At 32.4% G+C, this 23,988-nt stretch carries 23 protein-coding genes; 1 reads left to right on the top strand and 22 read right to left on the bottom strand.

The window, feature by feature from the left end:
• Positions 1-5: 5 nt before the first annotated feature.
• Together IMX26_RS14580 and IMX26_RS14575 are read right to left on the bottom strand one after the other, a co-directional pair.
• Positions 6-584 carry a TetR/AcrR family transcriptional regulator gene (locus tag IMX26_RS14580; protein ID WP_195159098.1) on the bottom strand — a complete coding sequence of 193 codons (579 nt, stop codon included), beginning with the start codon at positions 582-584 and terminating at the stop codon, positions 6-8.
• A 609-nt stretch (positions 585-1,193) separates the two neighbouring features.
• The gene (locus IMX26_RS14575) at positions 1,194-1,517 is read right to left on the bottom strand and encodes a hypothetical protein (RefSeq protein ID WP_195159097.1); all 324 of its coding nucleotides are present in this window, start codon (positions 1,515-1,517) and stop codon (positions 1,194-1,196) included.
• A gap of 194 nt (positions 1,518-1,711) precedes the next feature.
• Here IMX26_RS14575 and IMX26_RS14570 point away from each other — a divergent pair, with 194 nt between their 5' ends.
• Positions 1,712-2,110 (top strand): arsenate reductase ArsC, encoded by a 399-nt coding sequence (locus IMX26_RS14570; protein ID WP_195159096.1) that lies wholly within the window; start codon positions 1,712-1,714, stop codon positions 2,108-2,110.
• Between the two features lie 408 nt (positions 2,111-2,518).
• Here the strand turns inward: IMX26_RS14570 and IMX26_RS14565 are convergent, their stop codons facing one another.
• The 20 genes from IMX26_RS14565 to IMX26_RS14470 all read right to left on the bottom strand — a co-directional run bounded on the left by IMX26_RS14565 (position 2,519) and on the right by IMX26_RS14470 (position 23,889).
• Complete coding sequence (locus IMX26_RS14565) at positions 2,519-3,502, bottom strand: hypothetical protein (protein WP_195159095.1); 984 nt, start codon at positions 3,500-3,502, stop codon at positions 2,519-2,521.
• A gap of 418 nt (positions 3,503-3,920) precedes the next feature.
• The gene (locus tag IMX26_RS14560; protein WP_195159094.1) at positions 3,921-4,589 is read right to left on the bottom strand and encodes an ABC transporter ATP-binding protein; all 669 of its coding nucleotides are present in this window, start codon (positions 4,587-4,589) and stop codon (positions 3,921-3,923) included.
• A gap of 12 nt (positions 4,590-4,601) precedes the next feature.
• Positions 4,602-5,849 carry a hypothetical protein gene (locus IMX26_RS14555; protein WP_195159093.1) on the bottom strand — a complete coding sequence of 416 codons (1,248 nt, stop codon included), beginning with the start codon at positions 5,847-5,849 and terminating at the stop codon, positions 4,602-4,604.
• Entirely contained in the window at positions 5,842-6,765 is a 924-nt protein-coding gene (locus IMX26_RS14550; RefSeq protein ID WP_195159092.1) for a hypothetical protein, read from the bottom strand. Before IMX26_RS14550 ends, IMX26_RS14555 begins: the two co-directional genes overlap by 8 nt.
• A 47-nt stretch (positions 6,766-6,812) precedes the next feature.
• Positions 6,813-7,241, bottom strand: a complete 429-nt coding sequence (locus IMX26_RS14545; protein WP_243259168.1) for a hypothetical protein — start codon at positions 7,239-7,241, stop codon at positions 6,813-6,815.
• A 277-nt stretch (positions 7,242-7,518) separates the two neighbouring features.
• Complete coding sequence (locus IMX26_RS14540; RefSeq protein WP_195159091.1) at positions 7,519-8,664, bottom strand: hypothetical protein; 1,146 nt, start codon at positions 8,662-8,664, stop codon at positions 7,519-7,521.
• A gap of 21 nt (positions 8,665-8,685) precedes the next feature.
• Positions 8,686-10,569, bottom strand: a complete 1,884-nt coding sequence (locus tag IMX26_RS14535) for a glutamate mutase L (RefSeq protein WP_195159090.1) — start codon at positions 10,567-10,569, stop codon at positions 8,686-8,688.
• 139 nt (positions 10,570-10,708) lie between these two features.
• The gene (locus tag IMX26_RS14530) at positions 10,709-11,128 is read right to left on the bottom strand and encodes a hypothetical protein (protein WP_195159089.1); all 420 of its coding nucleotides are present in this window, start codon (positions 11,126-11,128) and stop codon (positions 10,709-10,711) included.
• 42 nt (positions 11,129-11,170) lie between these two features.
• Positions 11,171-11,884, bottom strand: coding sequence for a gamma-glutamyl-gamma-aminobutyrate hydrolase family protein (locus IMX26_RS14525; protein WP_207729289.1), 714 nt, complete (start codon positions 11,882-11,884; stop codon positions 11,171-11,173).
• A gap of 393 nt (positions 11,885-12,277) precedes the next feature.
• Positions 12,278-12,628, bottom strand: coding sequence for a type II toxin-antitoxin system PemK/MazF family toxin (locus tag IMX26_RS14520; RefSeq protein ID WP_195161420.1), 351 nt, complete (start codon positions 12,626-12,628; stop codon positions 12,278-12,280).
• On the bottom strand, positions 12,628-12,903 hold the full coding sequence (locus IMX26_RS14515) for a hypothetical protein (RefSeq protein ID WP_195159088.1): 276 nt from the start codon (positions 12,901-12,903) through the stop codon (positions 12,628-12,630). Before IMX26_RS14515 ends, IMX26_RS14520 begins: the two co-directional genes overlap by 1 nt.
• A gap of 285 nt (positions 12,904-13,188) precedes the next feature.
• Entirely contained in the window at positions 13,189-13,755 is a 567-nt protein-coding gene (locus IMX26_RS14510) for a hypothetical protein (protein WP_195159087.1), read from the bottom strand.
• A 141-nt stretch (positions 13,756-13,896) separates the two neighbouring features.
• Complete coding sequence (locus IMX26_RS14505; protein WP_195159086.1) at positions 13,897-14,583, bottom strand: TIGR01906 family membrane protein; 687 nt, start codon at positions 14,581-14,583, stop codon at positions 13,897-13,899.
• A gap of 171 nt (positions 14,584-14,754) precedes the next feature.
• Complete coding sequence (locus IMX26_RS14500; RefSeq protein ID WP_195159085.1) at positions 14,755-17,283, bottom strand: M14 metallopeptidase family protein; 2,529 nt, start codon at positions 17,281-17,283, stop codon at positions 14,755-14,757.
• 641 nt (positions 17,284-17,924) lie between these two features.
• Positions 17,925-18,881: a PD-(D/E)XK nuclease family protein gene (locus tag IMX26_RS14495; protein ID WP_195159084.1), complete on the bottom strand. Its 957-nt coding sequence runs from the start codon at positions 18,879-18,881 to the stop codon at positions 17,925-17,927.
• 27 nt (positions 18,882-18,908) lie between these two features.
• Complete coding sequence (locus tag IMX26_RS14490; protein ID WP_243259366.1) at positions 18,909-21,041, bottom strand: UvrD-helicase domain-containing protein; 2,133 nt, start codon at positions 21,039-21,041, stop codon at positions 18,909-18,911.
• 7 nt (positions 21,042-21,048) lie between these two features.
• Positions 21,049-21,552 (bottom strand): dUTP diphosphatase, encoded by a 504-nt coding sequence (locus IMX26_RS14485; protein WP_195159082.1) that lies wholly within the window; start codon positions 21,550-21,552, stop codon positions 21,049-21,051.
• 186 nt (positions 21,553-21,738) lie between these two features.
• The gene (locus IMX26_RS14480) at positions 21,739-22,815 is read right to left on the bottom strand and encodes a M20/M25/M40 family metallo-hydrolase (protein ID WP_195159081.1); all 1,077 of its coding nucleotides are present in this window, start codon (positions 22,813-22,815) and stop codon (positions 21,739-21,741) included.
• Positions 22,816-22,914: 99 nt separating this feature from the next.
• Positions 22,915-23,481 (bottom strand): 3'-5' exonuclease, encoded by a 567-nt coding sequence (locus tag IMX26_RS14475; protein ID WP_195159080.1) that lies wholly within the window; start codon positions 23,479-23,481, stop codon positions 22,915-22,917.
• Positions 23,482-23,664: 183 nt separating this feature from the next.
• The gene (locus IMX26_RS14470) at positions 23,665-23,889 is read right to left on the bottom strand and encodes a hypothetical protein (protein ID WP_195159079.1); all 225 of its coding nucleotides are present in this window, start codon (positions 23,887-23,889) and stop codon (positions 23,665-23,667) included.
• Positions 23,890-23,988: the final 99 nt, after the last annotated feature.

The raw sequence follows: 23,988 nt of genomic DNA, 5'->3' as shown, positions 1-23,988 counted from the left end.
ATCTCCTACTCACAAATATCGTTAATGAGGTTATCAACCATAAAATCAAAAACCTCCAAGTGGTCATAACACATTTTTTCTTTTGATGAAACCATAGCTAGCAACGCTGTTATCACAGAAATAGCTTTTTTTTGATTGATTTTAAATTTTATATAGGGCTTGTTTAAAAAGACCTGCCCTGCTTTTTGACTATACTCGGCTATTGCTGTTAATTGTATTGGTGATAATTTATTAGTAAATGATATAAAATCAACACTTGTTGTATTGCATATAAAACTATGTTTACAATACTGTCGATACGTTACTTTTAGTACCTCTGCTAAACCATACTTGTTGGGAGAGTTAGCCATTATTTCATTTGCTTGTTTATAAAGATTATCCTGAACTAAACATAAAGCTTCACAAAACAGGGCTTCTTTTGAGTTAAAGAATGTATAAAAAGCTCCTTTAGATATTCCAACATTAGCACAAAGGGTGTCTATACTTGTTTTTTTATATCCATATTTCGACCATTGTTGAGTACATTCTGTTAGTAGTTTGTGGCGTATGTTCTTTTTTTGTTGTTCACTAAAGCTTTTTGGCACAAAATCACCTCCATATGACTATTTATATTATTTTAGTCATATAGATTATAAATAAATTACCTTGCTCTGTCAATTAATAATTCTAATATCAACAATAAACTGTAATTAATATACAACTAAGTATCCACAACGGAATCACACAGAGGTGATTCCCTACTGGCGGACAATTTATACTTTAGGTTTAAGTAACAACAAAAACGAAGGTATCTTAAAGTGCCCAACTTTGTATCCTTGGAGTTCTTAGTGGTTTCTCAATTAAATGTTTATTATCTAAGTTGTGTCTGATTTTTCAAGCTTTAATTACATATTTAAACGTTCTTTGCTAACCTTGTGATAAAAATACTATTCTACTATTACATCTGTCATACTATTCTGTTTCAAGCACAAGGTATATGCCTGTTTTAGATATTTATATAGCTACAAAGCTTAAAATTGCTACTGGGAGTATTCTAAATTCTGTAATAATATATCAAATCATAGCTTTTACTAAAATGTGATACAGAGTGAATATACGCGAGGTTGTACTATATAGCAAAAAGAGATAGCCAGCAAACTGAAAAAAATTATTGCCGACTATCTCATTTTTGTTATATTTTGTAGGTTTATTGTTTATCTAAAAAAACCTTTTTTAGGTTCTTTAGCTTTCATTTCTTCTAATCTACATTGAATTTTTTCTATATTAGCTCTTTTCTCAATAAAAAATGCATACTGCTCAACGGTTTTAAAGTCTAAAAAAGGTGATAAAATTGGATTAGCACCGTGTACTATAGAGCTTAGTATAAAGGAAAAGGGCTTAGCAATTTCTCCTAAGAAAATTGCTGGTACCTCTAATTGACGTTTATAAATCTCACGGGCTAACTTATCTATAATCTCTTCTTCACGTTCTTTAGTAATTTCATCTTCGTTTAAAAAATAATGATACTCTCTTTTCATACCTTACCTCCTTTTGTTTATTGTTTGAAAAAGTCTTTGCTAAATATGCAGTGATATAAATAAATTTTATTTTTTTTGTTTAAACACAACAATGTATAGTAAGATAAGGTATAACATTATCATTATTACTTAAACTAAAGTAATTATGATAGCTTTTGTTAAGCAGTATTAAGTTAGCTGTAAAGGAGCATATTATGGATAAAGTAAAGGTTGCCTTTGTATGTGTGCATAATTCATGTAGAAGCCAAATGGCAGAGGCTTTTGCTAAGCAGTTAGGCAGTGATGTTTTAGAGGTTTATTCAGCAGGAACTGAAACTTATTCACAGGTTAAACCCAAGGCTGTGGAAGTTATGCAAGAAATAGGCATTGACATAAGCGACCAGTACCCTAAACTGCTTGAAGACATTCCTGAGGAACTAGATTACTTAATTACAATGGGTTGTAATGTAACCTGCCCATTTGTGCCTTGTAAACATGAAGAAGATTGGGGTTTACAAGATCCCTCTGGTGGTTCTCTTGAGGGGTTTAGGCTTACTAGAGATTTAATTAAAGATAAGGTTATTGATTTAATTAAGAGAGTATCCTCCCAGTAGGGACACATTTCTTGAGGCAATAACAAACGTTAGCTTTACAGCTTTACGTTTTATTAGTTTAATTAGAGAGATAGGAGCTGCAGCCCTAATGATGTGTGCCAGTGTTTAAAACTGGTATTTGTAAACCGTTGCTATTTAAATACTAGCAAACCATGAGGTTTGGGGAACAACTTTCAATTAAGTTGATGTATAGCAAAACATCTTTTCTCCGTACCGTTACTTATTGATTCAAGCTTTAATTACAATAAGGGTCAGGCCTCTTGCATATAATTTAGTTTGTACTTTCAGCGTAATGTTAACTTTGTCTACCAAGAAAAAGTCAGTCCTGTTGAGGCCAGACCCTCCCGTGAGATTAAAAAGACGCCCACTGGGCGCCCCTACATTGTTTATTTTTAGATGTAACACTTTTTACTCTTTATCTGTTCTCATCTCAATAATTGGTATATTGAGATATGATGTATCGTTTTCTATGTAGTAAGTAGAACCTACAGCTACTCTAATTGAATAGGTTTTACCATTTACTCTCCGAATTCTGTTTTTAATTAAAGAACTGCTTATTTTTAACACTTCATATGGATAACCTTGAAAATTTGTAAAGTGACCGTAATCTGTATCATACTGTTCTCTTAAGGAAATATAAAAGACCAGTGCATGATTATTATTTGATCTATTAGGTAAATATATATTCTCAATTAAAACGCTATATCTGTCAACATTTTTTTTACCGGGTGATATTATAAGATATAAATCATCAATATCAAAGGATGTTACTGCTGTATCTGATGGTGAAAAAACGTATGCAGCTGGGACATCTTTAAACTCATAATAATTTAACTTATCTAGTATAACATCAGGTATATCTTTTTTGTTATTAATAAATTCATAAGAAAACTGCTTTTTTGATAAATCTCTTCGACTACTACCCCACCAGTTAATAATAGGGACTTTATCACCATTATTAGTGGCTACAGATACTTCAAACATTAGAGATTTTTCTGATATTCCTGTATAGTCTTTAACCCTGTAAACTACTATAGGATATTTATAGTTAGTACCATATTCAACCTTTTTTTGTGAGTCAGATTCTTTAATTAATACATTATGAAATGTGTGAAAGTTATTCTTTTTTGACAGCTTTTTAACTGTTACATCATAGTTATTTTTGTAATGTTCTCCACCGCAAAATACTAAATAAACATAACCATCAACAAAATTCCTGGTAAATACATAAACACCTCTCTCTAAATTAGTGTTATTTAATTTTTCTAATACAGCCTTTGGAATATCACTTTCTTTTATGACTTTCTCATATGAAACATGATTTTCGAAAAAAAGACCAACAACTATAACAACAACTATAAAAATAATTATACAAACTAATTTTTTACTCATAATTACCTCTGTTTTTTTAAGTTTTTATATCATTTAACTATTATGTAAAGTTCTCACTTTAATCATGTTATAGTAGTATAATATAATTGTTTATTAATTTCTATATTTATGCAAGTTATTTATTAATTTCTAACCAGAAATAAACAAAGATAAATGTAGCATTTACTCTACAGAAATACAAAAAGAGCTTTTTCCTTAATGAAAAAGCTCTTAATTATTTGATTTATATTATTGTGAAGTAATTATTCTTCAATTAACTCAACGTTAGCACGTGGAACACGAACTACTGAGCCATCACCTAATTTAGCAAATAATACACGAACCCATGTTTCAGATTCTACTTGCTGTAACTCTGGTGGTAAACTGTCAACTGTTGCAATCTGACCAAAGTAAGGAGCACGGATAATACGGATTTCTTTTAACGTACTTGAGTAAGCTTATAGTTACTTATTCTATATTCAGCGCTACAATAATCAGCTACTTGCTGACTATGGGTAGCAATTATAATACGTTGACCTTTCTCTATGAGTAAGGATAAAACCTTTAAGACCTCTTGTTCAGAGGTTTCATCTAAAGCCCCCGTTGGCTCATCAGCAAGTATTAAATCCGGATTTTTAACTAAAGCTCTAGCTATAGCTACACGCTGACACTGACCTCCAGATAGCTGACTAGGGTATTTTTTTTGCAAATCACTCAGTTTTAATAAATCCATAGTTACTCTTACCTTATCTAAAATATCATTCCTTTTCATCTTTTTACATTGAAGAGGAAATGCAATATTGTTAAATACATTTCGGTCAGTTAGCAAATGATAGTTCTGAGTTATGATACCTATATGCTGTAAGCGGTAATCTGCCATATCCTTTCTATCTTTACTGAGTAGTTTTTGTTTGAAATAATAATCACCAGAATATTTTAAATCCAATCCTGCTATAATGCTGAGTAAAGTTGATTTTCCAGAACCGCTTCTTCCTCTAATAGCAACTGCGCTATTGTCTCCCATGTCATAATCAGTATTACTGAACACCTTACAACTATTATTTTTACCGTAATTATATTCTTTATTAATATCAACCAATTTTATCATAGCTTTCTCCTATTACATTATCTTATGAGTTTCTTCGATAAATATCTTTTTACATGAGTTAAATGTAATGATAAATATTAAAATTGCAACTACAAATGTCGAAATAAGAGCAAATAAATCAACATAATCAAAACAATTATTAATAATAATATTAGCAAGAACGTATGCTACAGGGTAAGGTATAAGTATATCCCACTTAAAAATATTTTTTGATTTTTGGTAACCCATAAGTTGGTATGTTTTATATAAGTTTAAGCGCCTTGTTAAAACCATGCGAGCATTTCCGTGCTGAATAAATGTAATTAAAGTAAATAATATGATAATGCTATATGCTAAATGTTTTTTATTCTCATTTATAACTGAAATCATTTCAGCATACCTATAGGTTAATCGTTGTAACCCAAGTATGTCATATTGCTGAAAACCAGTTTTTTTTCCAATTTTCTGAAGCTCTAAAAGTATTTCTTTTTGAGAACTAGAGCTACTAACCAAATCTCCGTTAATCATACTTAAGGATATTATATTTAATATATCTCCTTTAGAGTAATTAAAATCTTTTATTTTAGGATAGGGTATAATAATATGCTGATCTATATAATATTCTGGATTACTTTGGTTATTAATGAATGTATTAGGTGCTATGAATCCTTTTATAACAAAGTTAAAATTTTTGAATAAAAACTTCCCAGTTAACTTATCTCCCAACTTATAAACACCTTTATAATTAGAGCCTAATAAGATAGGTAATTCATGGCTATTAAAATTTATATCATTCCAATCAATCCCATCACCAGTTGTCAATTTAATTTTATAAAAATCAAATAAGTCTTTGTTAACTTGAATAGACTTAATATACAATGGCGCTTTGGGGTTAGCTTCACGAAAAGCCTTTGAACTTTGATAAAACTGCTCATTACCTTGAAAATTATTTATGACAACTGCCTGATTATACCTAGAGAGAAACTTAAATTTCGACGATGACGTAAGTGAATTGTAAAAGTTAATTACTCGAATAATTCTGTCACTACTTTTAAGATGACTACTAAATGCATCAGACTCATATAATGAATCTACTATAGTGTACGATTTTATTCCATTTAAAGTTTGTTGCATATAATTTTCTCTACTTTGAGCTGATGAATACAATGTTGTTACTAAACCTACAATAACTAAGAGAGAGGTAAGAACAATAATACTCAGAATATAGAATAAGCTATTTGTTTTAAATAAAATAGCTATTTCACGGATTTTATTAGTCATAAGCTGTCTCCTTAGTTACTCGTTTAGTAGATAGTTTAAAATAAGTTACTACCATAGTGCAATAAGACAATAAGCAATTACATATGACTTTCAAAATTGTCAAACTAAAGATACTATAATAGGCTAACAAAAATAAAATTATAATAGATATCAAAGTAGTAGTAGTTAACATTATTAAACCTCTAAGAAGAATATTTTTTAAGTTTACTCCAGTTTGATAACGTAACAAATTAGCTTCACAAGTTGCTATTTCAAAAAAATAAGCAGCCAAAGCCGACGCACCTATTATAACTATTAAAACTGTCCAATTAATTAATTTTGAAATAAATGTAAGATTAAACCAACGTTCTACACCCTTAGTCTCAAAAGACTGACCCTTAAGCCAAGTTATATTTTTAATGTTATTACCATCGAACACAAGAGGAATACTGGGCTTATTTAGTAAAGCTGTATCGTTAATCAATACATGTTTCTTCAATGGGCTATCTTCAGATATACCTATTTTACCTATAACTCTATATTTTTTATCGTGATAATAAAAATATTCTTTATTATCTATAGTTATGGTTTGAACATCTCTACCTACCACTGCCTCTTGACTATTGGGTCTAGAAAAAGATATACCACTATGTAGTGGAGGTTTAAACTCAGTATAATCTGTTGAATAAATGCTCATAACAGTATATCTTACACTTTTTTCAATCAACCCAAAAACTCTAAAATTATCTTGCTTATTTTGTAGGTTATTCCACTCTAAAGCAACTGAATTATCTGCAAGGAGGTGATGTGGTGAAAATAAATCATTGCTTTCTAAGATGAGTGCATTATGTACATTTTGAAACTGATTCTCGTAACACATTAATAATAAAATAAATGTTACTGTTAAAATAAAAGATATAAGCTTTTTGTATTTCATTTTCTACTCCATCTCCTCCTACAAAGATTATAATCTATATCTTAATATTAAGGTCTACCATAGTAAGTGCGGGCTTTTTCATTAACATCTGGATCAAATGGCCACCAAGGTGACTTTGCTTCTGTACCACTAGTACCATATTGTTGGCCAGAATCCGTTAATACTCTTTTTAGCTGACCAAAAATATTTCTTTCTTCCATTCTTGCTCTAGTATAGTGGTATACATCAACCCATGTTGTCCATCCGTGAGCCCTATAGTTAGTTGTACCGTCAATATCCTCCCTCTCTCGTTTACCAGTATGCTTTGGATCATTTTGTGCACTTAGTTTTATGTTCAATGAATCCCTATTTACTAACTTAGTTTTAAAATACCCTGTATCTTCATCCCATCCACCATGCACGTCAGCAAAAGCTGGCACAATCATAGCTACACTAAGAGCCATTACAAGCAAAAATACTGTAATTTTACGCATCATTTGTTTATCCCCTTTTGTAGTAATTTGAATTACATTCTCTTATTTACATAATTTTGAATATAATCCAATTAAAATTTATATTATATTATGCTTATATATTTGTCAAGTTTTTTATTAACTAATTAACAGTACATATTTTTTTAACATATTTTATATTTTGAAAATAATAACTATTTAAATACTCTAATAATCGTTATTTTTAGGAGAAAGCATAACAAAAAGAGCTTTTTCCTTTACGAAAAAGCTCTTTATTATTTGTTTTATAATTGTGAAGTAATTATTCTTCAATTAACTCAACGTTAGCACGTGGAACACGAACTACTGAGCCATCACCTAATTTAGCAAATAATACACGAACCCATGTTTCAGATTCTACTTGCTGTAACTCTGGTGGTAAACTGTCAACTGTTGCAATTTGACCAAAGTAAGGAGCACGGATAATACGAATTAATGTATCTTTACCCATTCCACCTTCTTCAATATGAGATTTAGTCTCAACGTAAGCAGTATCATTAGCTACGATGATTTCAGGTCTCATTACACCAGCACGAATTTGTGTAGCACCATTTATAGAAGCCATTCTACCATTAAACTCTTTTAACATATTGAATGTTTTAGTAGCCATACGGATTTCACCAAAACCTTCAGTTAAAATTAAAGTAATAGGAATATCTTCTGTACCTGTAATAGCAACACCAATATCGTATCCTAGGTATTCAATTAGGTCTACGTCAATGATTCCGCCACCTACAATACCTGTACATCCAACTTCACCAGCTTTTCTTAAAGCTTCTGCTGTTACTAGTGAACCACCAACAACAATTTTATCTTTACAAGCTGGAGTTATCATATCTGCTGTTAGTACTTGATCTGGAGAACTGGCTACAACCATAATTTCGCCATAAGCCTCGCCACCAACACCAAAAATACCTTGAATCAAACCCGCGTGAGTTTCTACTACAACGCCTTCTTCTGGAAGAACGTCAATAACTTCGCCAGGAATATATGCTTCCATCTGAATTGGTACTGGAGGTTTACGAATTGTTAACTGACCAGTTATTTCAGATAAACTATCTATAACGCCTGAAATTGGAGATTGAACTTTTGTTGCAAAAAATTCAATACCAAACAAGCCTTTTTTCTTAGCAAGTAAATCGCCTTTTTTTACCTCTTGACCCATTTCAACTACTAATAATTCTTTAAGCATTTGAATCTCTTCAGCCATACTTACATCGTAGTTAAAAATTTGAGCTAGGTTCATAGTAACAGGTTCACCAGGTAAAAATGTTTTAGCCACTTCGTCATGAGGCTTAACAGTTTGACCTTTTTGAACTAATACGTCACCCTTAAGAGGCAGTTTACGAACTTTGCGTACAATTGTTGATCGAGTAACTTTCAAACCCGGTGTATATGCACTACCCATTATTCTTCACTCCTCTTACACTTATTTCAAGTATTCCTTAAGTGTTTCAAGTGGATATACGTTCATAGCTTCAATCCACTCTAACAACTTAGCAACACGCTCTTTTGGCTCAGTAGGTAAGTACATAGGACGACGACCACGGGCATCAATAATAACACCACATAATCCGCCTTCAACTTCCATAGTAATGTTTGTACCAGAACCTTTACCACAATCAAATCCTCTAGCTGGTTTAATCTCTGCAGAAGCGGTCTCACCAACTTCAAGATCCAAACGAGCAATTGAACCAAATGGAACACTTACAGAATCTGTAGATCCATCTTTACGCTTTAATGATACAGTTACACACTCAGTACCAGGCTTAACTTTACTGTTAGCACCTTGAACTGGAGCAATAGCTGTACCTAAGTGAATTAGACAGTCACGTTCAAATACCTGAGTAGCAGCAACAGGATGAACCTCGGATAATACACCAAGCTGAGGCATCATAAAGATACTATCTACTGTTAACTTTGTAACACCCTCTGGTTGGAAAGCGTCTAACATCATCATAACTGATTGTACACGACGTGGAGCATGTGATAATACACCACCTGAACCAATAATCATATCAAGATGCATCATGTTAACCAATGTTTGACCAGAACCTGTTTGATCAAACGCTTCAGAAATATCACGCTGGGTTTGTACACCCTTTAGACCTACTGCTAATGTCTTGTGATGTTCAAAAGCTAAACGTAACGCTTCACGAGCAATAGCTTGTTCAACTACTAAATCTTCTAATGATTGAGGAATAGTAGTTGGACGAATCATCTTATTACGAATACGGTTACGTAATTCAGAGATTTCGATGTGTAATGGAACCCAACGTAATAAGTTCTCAATACCAGCTTCGTTTAATACGTTACAAATACTATAACTCATACCTAAGTTAGCACTTACAGTACGGTTGAAAATTTCATCGAATACAGAGAAAACGTCTGTGGTAGCTCCACCAATATCTACACCAACAATTGTGATGTTATTTTGACGAGCTGTTTCTTCGATAAGTTTACCTACAGCACCTGGTGTAGGCATGATTGGGTTGTCTACCCATTCCATTAATTTATTATAACCTGGAGCCTGAGCCATAACGTGTTCCATAAATAAATTATGAATTTCGTCACGAGCTGGACCTAGGTTTTCTTTCTCTAATACAGGACGAATATTATCTACAATACGTAAATCTGTTTCTTCGCCTAAAATTTTATCTACCAATGGTCTTGCATCTTTATTACCTGCAAATATAATAGGAATTTTAAAACCAATACCTAAACGAGGGCGAGGCTGCGCAGCATGTACCATTTCTGCAAGTTCAGCTACGTGAACTGTAGTACCGCCATCGATACCTCCAGATAATAAAATCATGTCAGGACGTAACTCACGGATACGCTGAATCTTTTGATAATCAGCACGACCATCATTCTGAGCAATAACGTCCATTACAATAGCACCAGCACCTAAAGCTGCTCTCTCAGCAGATTCAGCTGTCATAGAGCTAACAACGCCAGAAACCATCATTTGTAATCCACCACCAGCAGAACTAGTAGATACATACAAATCAACACCTGTATACTCATCTCGGTTGGGTTTACGACTTCGTGTAATAACACCCTTGTCGTCTAAATAGTTTACAGCAGCACCTTTAGCTTTAAGGTCTTCATTTTTAAGCTCTGCAATCTCAGTGATAGCATTCCTAACACCCATAGTTACATCTTCAAATGGAGCCTCAACAGTTGTTGGTGCTTCGCCACGTTTAACTAAACGGTACTCACCATTTACAAACTCAATTAGAATTGCTTTTGTTGTAGTACTACCGCAGTCCGTAGCCAAGATAGACTTAATATTCTTCGGATCTATAGCCAATAGACTCTCCTCCTTCGCCAGTTATGCACCTTAAAGATTATAGCACAATAAAAACACTTTTAACAAGACATTCAGTTTATATTGTATGTTTTTACACCCATAATACTAGAGAAAATTTTAAAATTTTCACAATTTATGACTATTTAGACCAAGGGAATTTAAAACCTTTCTTTTTTTTGGAATTACCTCCAATATTTTCATTTTCCTCTTTCATCTTAGCTTTTAATCTCTTAATTCTAATTTTTTCCTTCTCTTCTTCAATTTGAACTTCAGCAGCACGATCTTGCATACGTTCAATTAACACATTAAGATTTTTTCTGTCTTCGAATATTTGAGCATAGTCTTCTACTCTGGTTTGTCCATCCTGAACTAATACCTCTGTAAATGGTGCTCCGCCATAAGCAAGCTGACTAAATACAAAGCTTAATGGTTGTCCGGTTTCAAGTAAAAATAATGCAGGTACAAATACCCCATATTTTTCAACTTTAGAAATTATAAAGCTAATCATTTCATCACGACGTTCATCTGAAATTTCCTCGTATTCTTTAAAAAATGGCACTATATCTAACCTCCTTTACAAATTAATTTAAAAATAATATAACTATGCTTGTTTCTTAGTTGATTCTTTTATGAACTCATTAAATAAGTTATCATAGTTGTAACTACTGTTCCACATTCCCTCAGGATGCCACTGAACTCCAATAATAAACTCCTCTTTATTTTTTGACTCAATGGCCTCAATTATTCTATCTGGAGCATATGCAACAACTTTTAATCCTGGGGCTACGTCTTTTACAGCCTGATGATGGTAACTATTTACTCTTATTTCAGTACCCAGTAATTCTGCTAATTTACTATCTTCTTCTATTTTAACAGAATGAGCTGCGTATTGTCTTGGGGCTTGCTGTCGATGTTGAATTGTTGTATCCAACTGGCTGTAGATGTCTTGATATAGTGTACCACCTAAGGCAATATTTAAAACCTGTTCTCCTCTACAAATTCCTAAAATAGGAACATTTTGAGCTGCTGCTCTTCTGATTAACTCGATTTCGAATTCATCCATGAGGGGAGAAATACCACCTAAGTCTTTATGGGGTTCTTCTCCAAAAAGATGAGCACCAACATCTGGGCCACCAGATACTAATAATCCATCAATTCCATCTAACATACCTTGAATAACCTCTTCATCGTTTACTGATGGTAGTAAAACTGGGATTCCACCAGCCTTATGCACTGCATTAACATAGGTTTGATTTTGTCTCATTACTTCGTTTTTCCAGTCATAAAAACATGTTATTCCTATCATTGGTTTCATAATTAGCTTCCTCCATTTTGCTCTTTGAAATTAATAATAACTTCAAATTTCTTTTTATTATTATGCACTTTGTATTTTTTTTCGTGGGCGTTTTATTCTAGATTAAAGGCTAAAATCCCTTCTTTTTTTGATATAAAGCTTATGTATCAGCAATAACATATTTTGTTTAATTATTTATTCTATCCATAAAAAACTTAATGACAGTGTAAATATTGTAAAAAAAATGTGTACACAGTTAATCTACTCTAAGTATTTTTAAGGAATGTTTAGCCGTAATTTCTAAAAGCTCATACTATTATATGTTATCAATAGCCCATACCCCTATTTTTTAAAACTAATAAAGCACTAAAGGAATTACCTTAGTGCTTTCAGTGTATTTATTGGTTTATTTAATTAGAAACATACTAGACCTAAACTTATTTTTAAGGCTTCATTTACATAAGACATTATTTTAGGGTCAAGTTCTGTAATTCTTTGTATTAATCTTTGTTTATCAATGGTTCTGACTTGCTCTAAAAGTAGTACCGAATCTTTCTCTAAGCCACATTCTTCTGCTAGTAATTCAACATGGGTAGGAAGGCGTGATTTATTAATTTGAGATGTTATTGCGGCAACAATAACCGTTGGACTATAGGCATTTCCTATATCATTTTGAATCACTAGAACGGGTCTTTTTCCTCCTTGTTCAGATCCAACAACTGGGTTTAAATCTGCTTGATATACTTCTCCACGTTTAATAATCATCATATGTTATCCTCCGACAACTTATGACAATATATGAATTCTTGCATGACTTCAGTCTCAGCAAAGAATGCCTCCGTAGCTAATAATAAGTTAATCTCACTCATTGATTCATAGCCATTCTTTAACCTAGCTATTAATTCTGCTATATCAATATCCTCCAGCTCATAGCTTTCGGCAGTTATGAAGATTCTTTTACGCTTATCCTCATCTTGATGTATTTTCATATGATGTAACTCCAGTTGATCAGAGTAAACCCATCTCCCCGATCTTGACATAGTTTTCACTCCCGCCATAGGCAGATATTGAGCTTGCCATAAGTATAGCATACCTGCATAAAATATTTCATTACGTTTCTGTTGGAAACATAAACCATAAAACCATAAACATTCATTTTTACTATAAATTTCAGCAACCAACAAATAAACTAAGCCACTACGTTTAGTAGTATTGATTAATATTATTTCGCACTACTAATGTATTATGCATTTACTATGTAAAGCATAAAGATGTATGAAGTTAGCCTAGTACTCACTGTACTTTAGTTTATTAGCCTATTTTAATTATGTTACAAAAGGCTCCATAATACTCGTATCAATTTTAATATTTGTTTTGTATTCTCTAAACACTATCTCCCATGAGCCAGCTTTTTCGTTTACTGTAATTTTAATAGGTTCTCCTTTTTTACTAAACTCTAACTTGATCTTTGGTTTGTTTAACCCTGGCAGAGCTAAATAATAGCCATGCTCTTGTTTAAACGCTGGCTGACCAGCTAGTTTACTAAAAGATTGCCAAACAGTTGATGGTACATATTGAGCAACTTTTAATGAATCACTTTGAACTACATTCCTCCAGACAGTGCCATTACTGCTACTCCAAATTTGAATTGTTACCTCTCCATTTACTGATCGCTCTTGATAGTATTGATGGGGGCTAATATACCACTCTCTTACTAAAACTTGGTCGTTGCTATTGCTATAAAATAAATCGTATTCTATGTAATAGCTTTTTGCATCTAAAAATAGTGATATTATATTTTCCCCCCGTTGCCAGTAACTTATTACAAGATTTCCAATGAAAATAAGTATAAATATTAAACCAATTAAAACTACATGCTTTTTTTTAATCATTTTTTTACCTACCTAAACCTAAATATGTTTAAATTTATGATTTAAGCAAGACATATATTATAATTTTTTTTGAGCTGTTATGAAAATTAAAGCTGCAGATTAAATAGAGAAAGAGATTATAGTTTCTTAAAGAATCAATAACTATTTAGTAACCATCACTTTTTTGAGTAACTTTGTTGTTAAAAATCCTAATATCATTAATACTGCTAAACTAATAATTGAGGTTATTACAATATGTGTAAACATGCTTGTAAAAAATTTTAAGGGCATTATTTGAATTAAGGTATCGGTTTGAGGATTTAACAACCATGAATTATTAGTGAATATAATTTTATGAAAAATGTTAAACCAGTAATTAAAGTCTAGTAAAACAACCGATATTATTATTACGCTCATTATTATTAAAATAAAGGGTGTTATTACTGTTATTTTAATTATTGATTTTAGGCATTTATTTAATAGTAGTTTAATAATTACTATAACAATTATTAAACTAGCTACTGCTACAAAAACATAACCATATATAAAAAGTTTTTTTACATCTACCATATGAGATATTTCTTTAGCATTAAAGATATGAGTTGATTGAATTGGACACTTTATATCTATACTATTTAACCTTAAGGTTAAGTATTTTATAATACTTTTATTTATAGTATTAATTTGCTGCTGATTTAGTTCTACTACACTACTAACCTTATTTTTAAGTTGTGTTTGTTCATAAAACTCACTATTAGTAGCCCAATAAAACAGGTTAACTAACAGTATTGTGGAAAAAATTAAAGCAGCTATAGTTAGGAATGCTATAGTACGCCGTATTTTTTTCAATATAAAACCCCTTTTATTATTAACTATATATTTTTTATATTTTTAACTAATTTTAGTGGTTTTAAACTTATATTTGTTATAGTACTAAATAACTGAATTTTTAAAAAATAAATGAACAACACAGAGTTGTTCATTATAGTAAATATCGTTACACACGATACTAAATTATATTTAAAGTAATGTGTTAAATAACAATTTAAATGTACCCTCAAGCTGAGCTCTAAAATGAACTGGAACTGATAAAAGAATAATATCACCTTTGCCATGATGAGTTTTAATAGCAGCTGCCTGACCTGACAATAGTTTTTCGCCATTTAATTGTCCACTTTGAAGAATGTTTTTTTCTACATACCTCATATATACCTCATAGTTTTGGGCGCTAAAGCGATCATCTACTTGAAAAATAGGACTATCCCAATTAAATACAAGGGCTTTTTTAGGCATGCCATACGCTAAGCTATGATTATTATTTACGTCTACCCAAAGTGTTGAGCCATGAGTCATATATTCTTTTGAAGATTTTTCTTTTACAATATTATTAATCTTTAGATCAAAGGCTTTAATAGCAATATTACAAGATTCATCTAGCGTAACTAATCTACCACCATTTTGCACAAAGTCTTTTAAGGCTTGCAAACCATGATCACCAATACCACTTCGATACTGTGGTGGTATAGTATCACCAAACCATTTCAACAACATTTTAGTTTCTTTAGATTTGGCTTTTGTAACATCTATAACAACGTCTTCTTCGTCACAAGGAATAATCAACACATCTATTTTTTCGTTAAGGCTTGGTAAGTCATTGTCTTTTATAGTGATATATTTAAAGTTATATTTCTCTAATACTAAACGGGTCCACCCCTCATCGGTGTTGCCACCCCAATAGCGCTGGAACAAGCCTATTTTTAGCTCTTTAAGCTCTGTTTTATGATAGTCTTGTAATTGTATATCATTAGCTTTTATAAAGCTTACATCTGCTAAATTTGCCACCTCACAAGCAATACTATGATTACACTCAACATAAAAGCTACCAGCAGGCCAAAGCTCTTTGTTTACATATACACTGCTGTTTATTCGATATACCTTAAGACCCTTATTTTGCAACAAGTTAAGTGCCTTAAAGCTATTATTAATTCGGTTATCAAAAACGTAACAGTTGCCCTCTTCTACAATAATATTGGTATTTGGTACAAAATCCACTACTGCAAACTGCCCTTCAAACTCATTACCTAGTGGAATCACTGTAACTCCCATATACTCTGCTATTGTATCAGTGGCTGTATCAAAAGCCATAGACTCTCCATTTAAATTTTCGGTATAAAAATTATCTGGATAACTGGTTTTACTTAACAGGCTTTTTATAACCCCCATTTTGGGTTGAGCTAAAAATACAATATATGAACCCTCAGGATAAACTGCACTTGCTACTGTTAAATCTGCTGTATTTGTTTTGACCTCAATTCCTTGGTTTAATAGCAGTTGAATAAGCTTTTTAACTACTTTACTATCATGTTGTTTAGCTGGTATTAAATAAGCATACTCTTCGTCTAAAGAGCCTCTCTCAGTTTGATTTACAGCCTTTATATAGGTATTTTTAAGTATTGTTTCTTTGTTACGGGCAGCCATATCTAATAAAGCCCAAGCGGATATTTTTTGCTGGTTAACTATATCACTTAAATGCCACCAACCACCTTTCCAAGGGTTAGGAAAGTTACTTTGAGCTTGGTACTCTGGAAACGACTTGCTATTACTGCCGGTTAAAAGTGTTGGCTCTATGTATTTAGGGCTTGCCAAATTGGCACTTGCAGACTCGGTTAACATGCCTGCTATATTGTGATGGTTAGTAAGCCAATGGTAGCCAAAGTGACCCCAGCCAGGGAATTGACCTCCACTTAAAACCCCAGCAATACCTTCTTCTTCTAGTTTATAGGCCATATGAGAGCCATACCAAGCTAGTTCTCTCCAGATTAAGGGGTCTGCATAAGGGCGTATTGGATCACAATAAGGTGCCACGTAAAAGCGAGCCCCATAACTACCCATATGGTGGTGATCTTGAAATGCCTGTGGAAACCATTGTTTAAACAATAGTTGAGCCATATACTGTGATTCTATAAGATTTAAGGCAAAGGCATCACGGTTATTATCATGACCTGCATATTTATGGTAAAGCCATGGCATGCTACAACCCTCATACTCTGTATCAAGCCAATCATTATACCAATCAGTAACCATTAGCTGACCATCTGGATTAAAACAAGGTACCATTATAAATATTACATTCTCTAAAATGCTGTTAGTCTCTTCATCTGTTTTGGTAAGCAAATCATAGGCAAGTAAAGGTGCCATTTGGGTGCCTCCAATCTCTGATGCATGCAGGCTCATGCTTTGAACAATTACGGCCTTACCCTCTTTAATTAAATCATTAATGTTTTCATTAACTATGGTGTTGGGGTTGGCTATTTTTTCACTTATATTGCGGTAGTGTTTAAGATTTTTTAGGTTATTTTCAGCAGTTATATATACCGCTAAAAATGGATTACCTTCTGTTGAAGGACCCATATTAACAACTTTTATTTTATTACTCTCTGATTCTAGCTTAAAAAAGTATTCTACAATTTTATCCCAACGTGCTATTTTGCGATCTGCTCCCATTTCATGTCCAAAAAAGTCAATAGGGCAGGTTAAGTTTTTTGCCAATGTTTACCCCTCCAATTTATTGTAATACCTTGTTAGTTCTTGATAGACTTGAAAAAACCTTTTTAATACAGGATATTTAGGTTATATAAATAGATTGCTCAAACAAGACCTGTGCTGTACTTGCCTAATATTTATATTGGCTTCGCCTGTTTTTAAGGTAATGTTTTATTTCTTTGCTTACCTTTTACTATTTCTTTTTATAAATAATCTTGATATAATTATATTTTTTTATCTTGAATATTCAGTAACTCTTATATATTATTGTTTTGAGGCATAATCCCAGTCCTTTCGTTTTTTTCTTAGCAATTAAAACTACTACGTTCTGGGGTTATGTCCTTCTTATTTTAATAAAAAAATAGTATGGATGTTTTTTCACCCACACTATTTCTTATAAGAGCCCTTTATTATAGAGCCTAAAAAAACTAAGGTATTAATACCTCAGTTTTTTTAAACTTTAAATAATCACGTTTACAAAACAAACTCACCACACTCAACCAAAGGTAAGTACACTACGTATTTCACCTTGTAAAATACACACTACACGATGCAATATGTTTTATGGAGAGCAACGGAATAAAATAATTACCTTAAACAAACAGGCAAATCCTAAATATTAGGCGAGTACACAACAGCGCTTGGTCTTATTGCCCTAGCTCTTTAGTTACTGCAACTTGGTTAGTAGCTTGAGCCTCTTGGCAAATACCTACAAAGTTACACATTTTGCAATGTCTACCCACATTAGCCTCAAACACTAGTTCATTTTTAGGTTGATTTTGCTCTTTATTCTCTAAGTAGTTTTCCATTTTAGTTATACTATTTTCTAACATATCTCTACAGTCCACTACATCTTCACTTGTAAAGTTATATTCTATGGTTTCACCTGAGAGTAAGTATTTATTAATCCCTTTTATATTAGCAAGAGATATATTTTGGTATTGGCTTAAAACGTATAAAGCATACACTACCATTTGTCTGCGATTTTCTTCAGCTGCAGGTTTACCTGTTTTCCAATCTACTATATAGTAGTTGTCACCCTTTTTATAGAGCATATCAAGGATACAGTATATTTTATAATCGTTAAATGTAAAATGAGGAAAACCTTGCTCTTCATTTTCTATTATTTTAATAGTTCCAGCTTTAAAATCATGATATATATCACTCTTAAAAAAGTTAGTTAAACAGGTTTTCATACGATCTATTATTTGATTCCCTAACTGTTTATTTATGCCCTTACCATAGTAGTACTCATGTAACATAGTAAGCCTATTAGGCTTTTGCTGCCAATAAGACTTTTTGTGTATTGAATTTTTAACAGAGTCATTTAAGCTAGTTCTAATAGCTGTCAACATGGTTTGAGGGTTATCAACTCGATAATTAAATACATTTTTAATCTGTTCGTGTAATAGTTGACCACTTAAGGTGTAGCAATTTTGAATCTTTTTTAATCTATATATTTGTTTTGTACGCTCGTCTGCATCAAACTCCCAACCATTCCAATGACCATAGGCATTAAAGTAGTACTGTCTTTTACAGCTATAAAAAGACTCTAACTTTGAAGCTGACCAAGATTTTTCGGGATAATCACGATGTTGATACATGGTATTTACTCACCCCATATTGTTATTTTATTTACATAACAAGTTATTAGCTAACGCTTTTTGTAATAATCTTAAAGGCTGTTGTGCAAAAAAGTGCAAATCGTGTAATGCTCTGGTAGTTAATGTATATAATAATCTACGTTCTGTTTTACTGTTGTAAGTAGCTTCATCTGCATCTAAAACTATAACTGCATCAAACTCTAACCCTTTACTAACATAAGAGGGCAATATGGTGACGCCATTGGTAAATTTGCGTGAAGAACCTGTTAACATTTTTACTTGCATACCCTGCTGTTCTAGTTCTTTATAAACTTCTTTACACCTACTAAGGGTTTTGCAAATAACTGCAATAGACTCATACTTACTTAGAGACCTTAGTAGATTTACAAGTTCGGGCATAAGATTATCTTTAGCTATAGTATGCAGTGTGGGTTTTTGACCCTCTCTCTTGATAATTTCGAGCTTTTGTTGAGGTAATATAAATTTAGCTAATTCAGCTATTTCGATGGTTGATCTATAACATCTGTTAAGTTCAACTATTTTGCAGTTTTCAGTAAAGGACTTGCTGCCTTCTGCTAGTTGCCAAAAATTAAGAGGATGAATACTTTGATTTATATCTCCTAAAAGTGTGTAATCAGCATCAGCAAACATTGCTCGAATTAACCTAAGCTGCAATAAGGTGTAGTCTTGAACTTCATCTACTACCACATGGTTTACAGTTGCATCTATATTGAGTCCTTCTATAAAATTCTGCATATACATTAAGGGAGCTACATCTTCATATAACAGTTTTCCTTTGTTTAAACTCTCTACTGTATATCTACACAGTTGATCTAACTTTTTGGGCAGATCTTTTACCCCAATTTCACTCCATAATTGGGGGTTATGATAGAGCTTTTTATAAAGTCTAAAGGCATTTATTTTAGGAAACGCTTCTATTACTGCTTGTTTTAGTTTTTCTTCATGTACACTTTTATACTTTGAACTAATTAAAAATACAATTCGATTTTTTACTTGTTCAATTCTCTCACTTAAAGGTAAATGAGCATACTCTTGATTGAATAAATACTCTGCATCTGAGGCAGTAAAAACTTTGCGTTTGGCAAAAATAACATTCCTAAATTTCCATTTAAACTGTTTTAGATACTGTAAATATAAATCCAGCACCTTTATAAACTCTGGACTCATTTTATATTTTGCTATCTGTTTTCTTTTGTTTGGTTTTTGTTGCATTAGTAGCTCTAATTGCTCACTAACGTCTTCTATTTGCAAGTTATAATTAGCTAGTGTTTTAACAGCACAGTCAAAAAAGGTTATTTGACGAGCATTTTCCTCACCTAGTTCGGGTAAAACATCTGAAATATAATCTATAAATACCTGGTTAGGAGAGAACACAATAAAATTATCTGATTTTAAGTGTTTACTACGATGGTATAATAAATAAGCAATTCTATGCAAAGCTATTGAAGTTTTGCCACTACCCGCAACGCCTTGAATCCATAAATATCTACTGCTTCTATCTCTAATTACTCGATTTTGCTCTCTTTGGATGGAATAGACTATTTGCTGCATGTGCGGATTACGAGATTTACTTAGGGTTTGTAATAATATTTCATCATCTATACGTATACCAGTGTCTACTGCCAAAACTAACTTGCCGTTTTTTATTTTAAACTGTCTTTTTAAGATTACCTCACCTTCAATTAAACCATCGGGTGCTGTATAGGATGCTGGCCCTACTTCAAAGTCGTAATACATACCTGCGGCTGGGGCACGCCAATCTGTAACAAGTATTTCAAACTGTTCTCGATTTATGATTGAGGCTAAGCCAATATATAGGTTATCTGTAATTTTTTCTCCTGTTTCTATAAAATCCACTCTTCCAAAATAAGGCATTTTTAAGGCTCTCTCTAGTACCTTCTTTCGATGCATAGAAACCTCATAACCTCTTAAATCTTCTCGTAAGCGGTCTTCATATTCGGCTATCTCGAATAAGTTATTAAAATCTCTTCGATTTTCCCATAAATACTTACGATAGTCATTTAGCTCTCCAGATCTTTTATCACATTGGGCAGTGGTCTGCTCATAATCGTCTTCTATAACTTTCATTACTCTATTAAGGTATTTTTCTTCTTCATTCCACTCTGGTTTTGAAATCATACTCAATTTAACCCCTCCGATCTGTTGAACCAATACCACCTAACCGTTGCTGTGATACAGGATTTTCTCCATCTACACATAAGTATTTCATAAATATACCCTGAGCAAAGGCCTGTGAGGCTTTAACTTGCCAAGTTCTGTTTCCCTCATTTTTTAAGGCCACAAAAATGTGCCCCTCATTACTTGGGTTATTGTAATAATCTGCATCGATGACTCCAACTTGATTCATTAATCGCAGATTATATTTAAATCCGTGGCTACTTCTCACTAATATAGCAAGCCACTCATCTGGTTGCATATAAGCTTTTATACCAGTAGGCACAACAATTTGCTCACCTGGCTGTAGCGTTATATTTTGCAAGGCATAAAAGTCGTAACCAGCTGATACAGCTGTACCTCTTTGGGGAACTTGATAATTTGCATAACAAGTTTTAAGATGTGATTCGGTTATTTTTATATCTTTGACAAATTGGTTAATGCTTATTTTCTCAAAGCCTCTTACTTTACTCATATAACTCTTCTCTTACCTCCAAGCAATGGCATTATTTTAAACACTATTATAAATAGCGAAAGAGTATCATTATATCAATTACTAGGTCTAAAAGTAAGTGTTTTTACTATTTTTTTGATATATTTTTAATTTTGGGTTGTTAGAGTAAGTAGGCTATTGATATCAATAGCCTACTTTAATTAGTTATTAAAATGACTCAATAATCTCAGGGGTAATATTTTTAATAATTGCCAAAGCCCACTTAATAGAATTCACATAATCCTCATAAGCAGCATAACAATAATGAGTATGAGCATATCTGGTTGGAATGCCAATTACAACTGTAGGAACTGCTAAATTACCTAAATGAATTTTCCCAGCATCTGTTCCACCAGCCCAACGTACTGCATCTTGAAAAGGAATATTGTTTTGCTGCGCAATCTTACGAGCCCATGCAGTAAAACGTGGATTGCTAATCATTGATTTATCACGGTGTCGTATTTGTGGTCCTTTTTTTAAGGCACATTGAGTTGTATGTTTATTTTTATACATGTCATCAGAAGGGCTTCCTTCAAATACTATAGCTAAGTCTGGCATAACAGTTCTTACAGTTACTTCTGCTCCCCGAGTACCAATTTCTTCTTGAGCAGCTGCCGCTGCCACTACATCCACAGGAAGTTCTTCATTTTGTAGTTTTATTAAAGTCTCTATAGCACACGCAGTACCTAACCGATTATCAAACGCCTTACCCATCATAATGTCTGTATTTTCATTGTAGTTAAAATCAACTAAAGGCACTATAGGAGAGGCCACATCAATTTTATATACATCAACAACCTCTTCATAACTTGAAGCACCCACATCTATAGTCATTTCATTGATTGGTTGCAAGCGACTTCTTTCATCCACTGACATAAAGTGTGGAGGTTTAGAAGCAATTATACCTGTAATATACTTACCATCTCTATTTTTTATTTTTACTAAATGGGCGGGTACATTTTGGGCATGCCATCCACCAAGTGGTAAAAAATTAATTGAACCATTGGCGTTAATTGACTGAACCATAAAGGCAACTTCGTCGGTATGACCATCTAACATTATTACTGGCTTATTTCCTTTATGGTTTTTTCGATAAGCTATCACATTACGCATTTTATCTTCATATATTTCACCACAATAGGGTTTAGCATAACGCTTTACTATTTCTACTATTTCATCTTCAAAACCTGGAGCACCATTTGCATTTGTTAATTCTTTTATGAAATCTAAAGAATTAAAGTTCATCTTAATTCACCCCTACTCACTTCTTTTTATATAGTAATAGTTTTTAAAACTATCACAAACTACTTTAATTATTTGAATAAAATAGATTTTATAAGTAAATCAGCAAAGCCCTTGTTTTTCTGCCTCTTTGTAACATAGCCATACAGCTACAGTATCATACCTAGCATCATGTGCACTAACAGAAGATTTAAATAGTTCAAGTGTTTTGCTTTGTACTCGCTCTTTAGTAATCTTAAAAAAATCCATAAGTTCTACTAACGATGGATATTTGTAACCATTTTTTTGAGAATGTGTTAGCTTGCAAACATTAGTAAAATGGTACATTGTACAAAACCATTCTCCTTTAGGTAGGGCTACGCCACTTCTACGTAACTCTGTTTGCAAAAATATACGATCGAAGTTAACATTATGGGCTACTTTTCTTGCTCCATCAAAAATATTGGCTATTTTAAGAGCATAATCGTCAAACTCATCACCATTAGATAGTTTTTCTAAATCTTTACGGTTTAAACCGTGTATTCTGAAGGCGGTTGGCGTTACATAGCGTACAGTAAAAAACCAGTTACCATTTGTTAGTTTATTATTCTCCTCACAAATATAAGCCAGCTGACAAATTTGACCTGGTCTTAAATCTGTAGTTTCTAAATCAAAAAAAATCTTCCGCACACCATTCGCCTCTAATTCTGTATAAATTTTATTCTATTATTATATCAAAAATAATGATTGTTAGCAGAAAAATATTTAACAACCCAAATTTAGTTATTATTATTAACTGTGCTAATTAATAAATTAAGCAGATATTATAGTAATTTTTATAAAATCTATTTATTTGCACATTGTTGTTATTAATTATTTATTTTTGTTATGTTCTTGATAAATTATATGGCTTAAACCCATAAATAAAGCATCTTGAAATACCTCTTCATAGTTACAATAATCATCTGAACATTCTAAAACCTTATCAAATACCTCTTTTATTTTTCCCTCTATCATTAGTGTTAAACCTTCTACCTGCTGTTCTGTTTGAGAGTTATTAAATTTCTCTTTTAAGATAGTCATTTTATAGTTATCCATAGTTTATTCCTTTCAAAACATTGCTAATTATACTAAACATGAATATATCCTATTTTGCAGTTTTGAGCAAATGCATATTAGCTGTTATTACAACATTAA

It is taken from the genome of Clostridium sp. 'deep sea', from assembly GCF_014931565.1.
In the GTDB taxonomy this organism is placed as follows: Bacteria; Bacillota; UBA994; order PWPR01; family PWPR01.
This window is presented reverse-complemented; position numbering and strand designations above follow the sequence as displayed.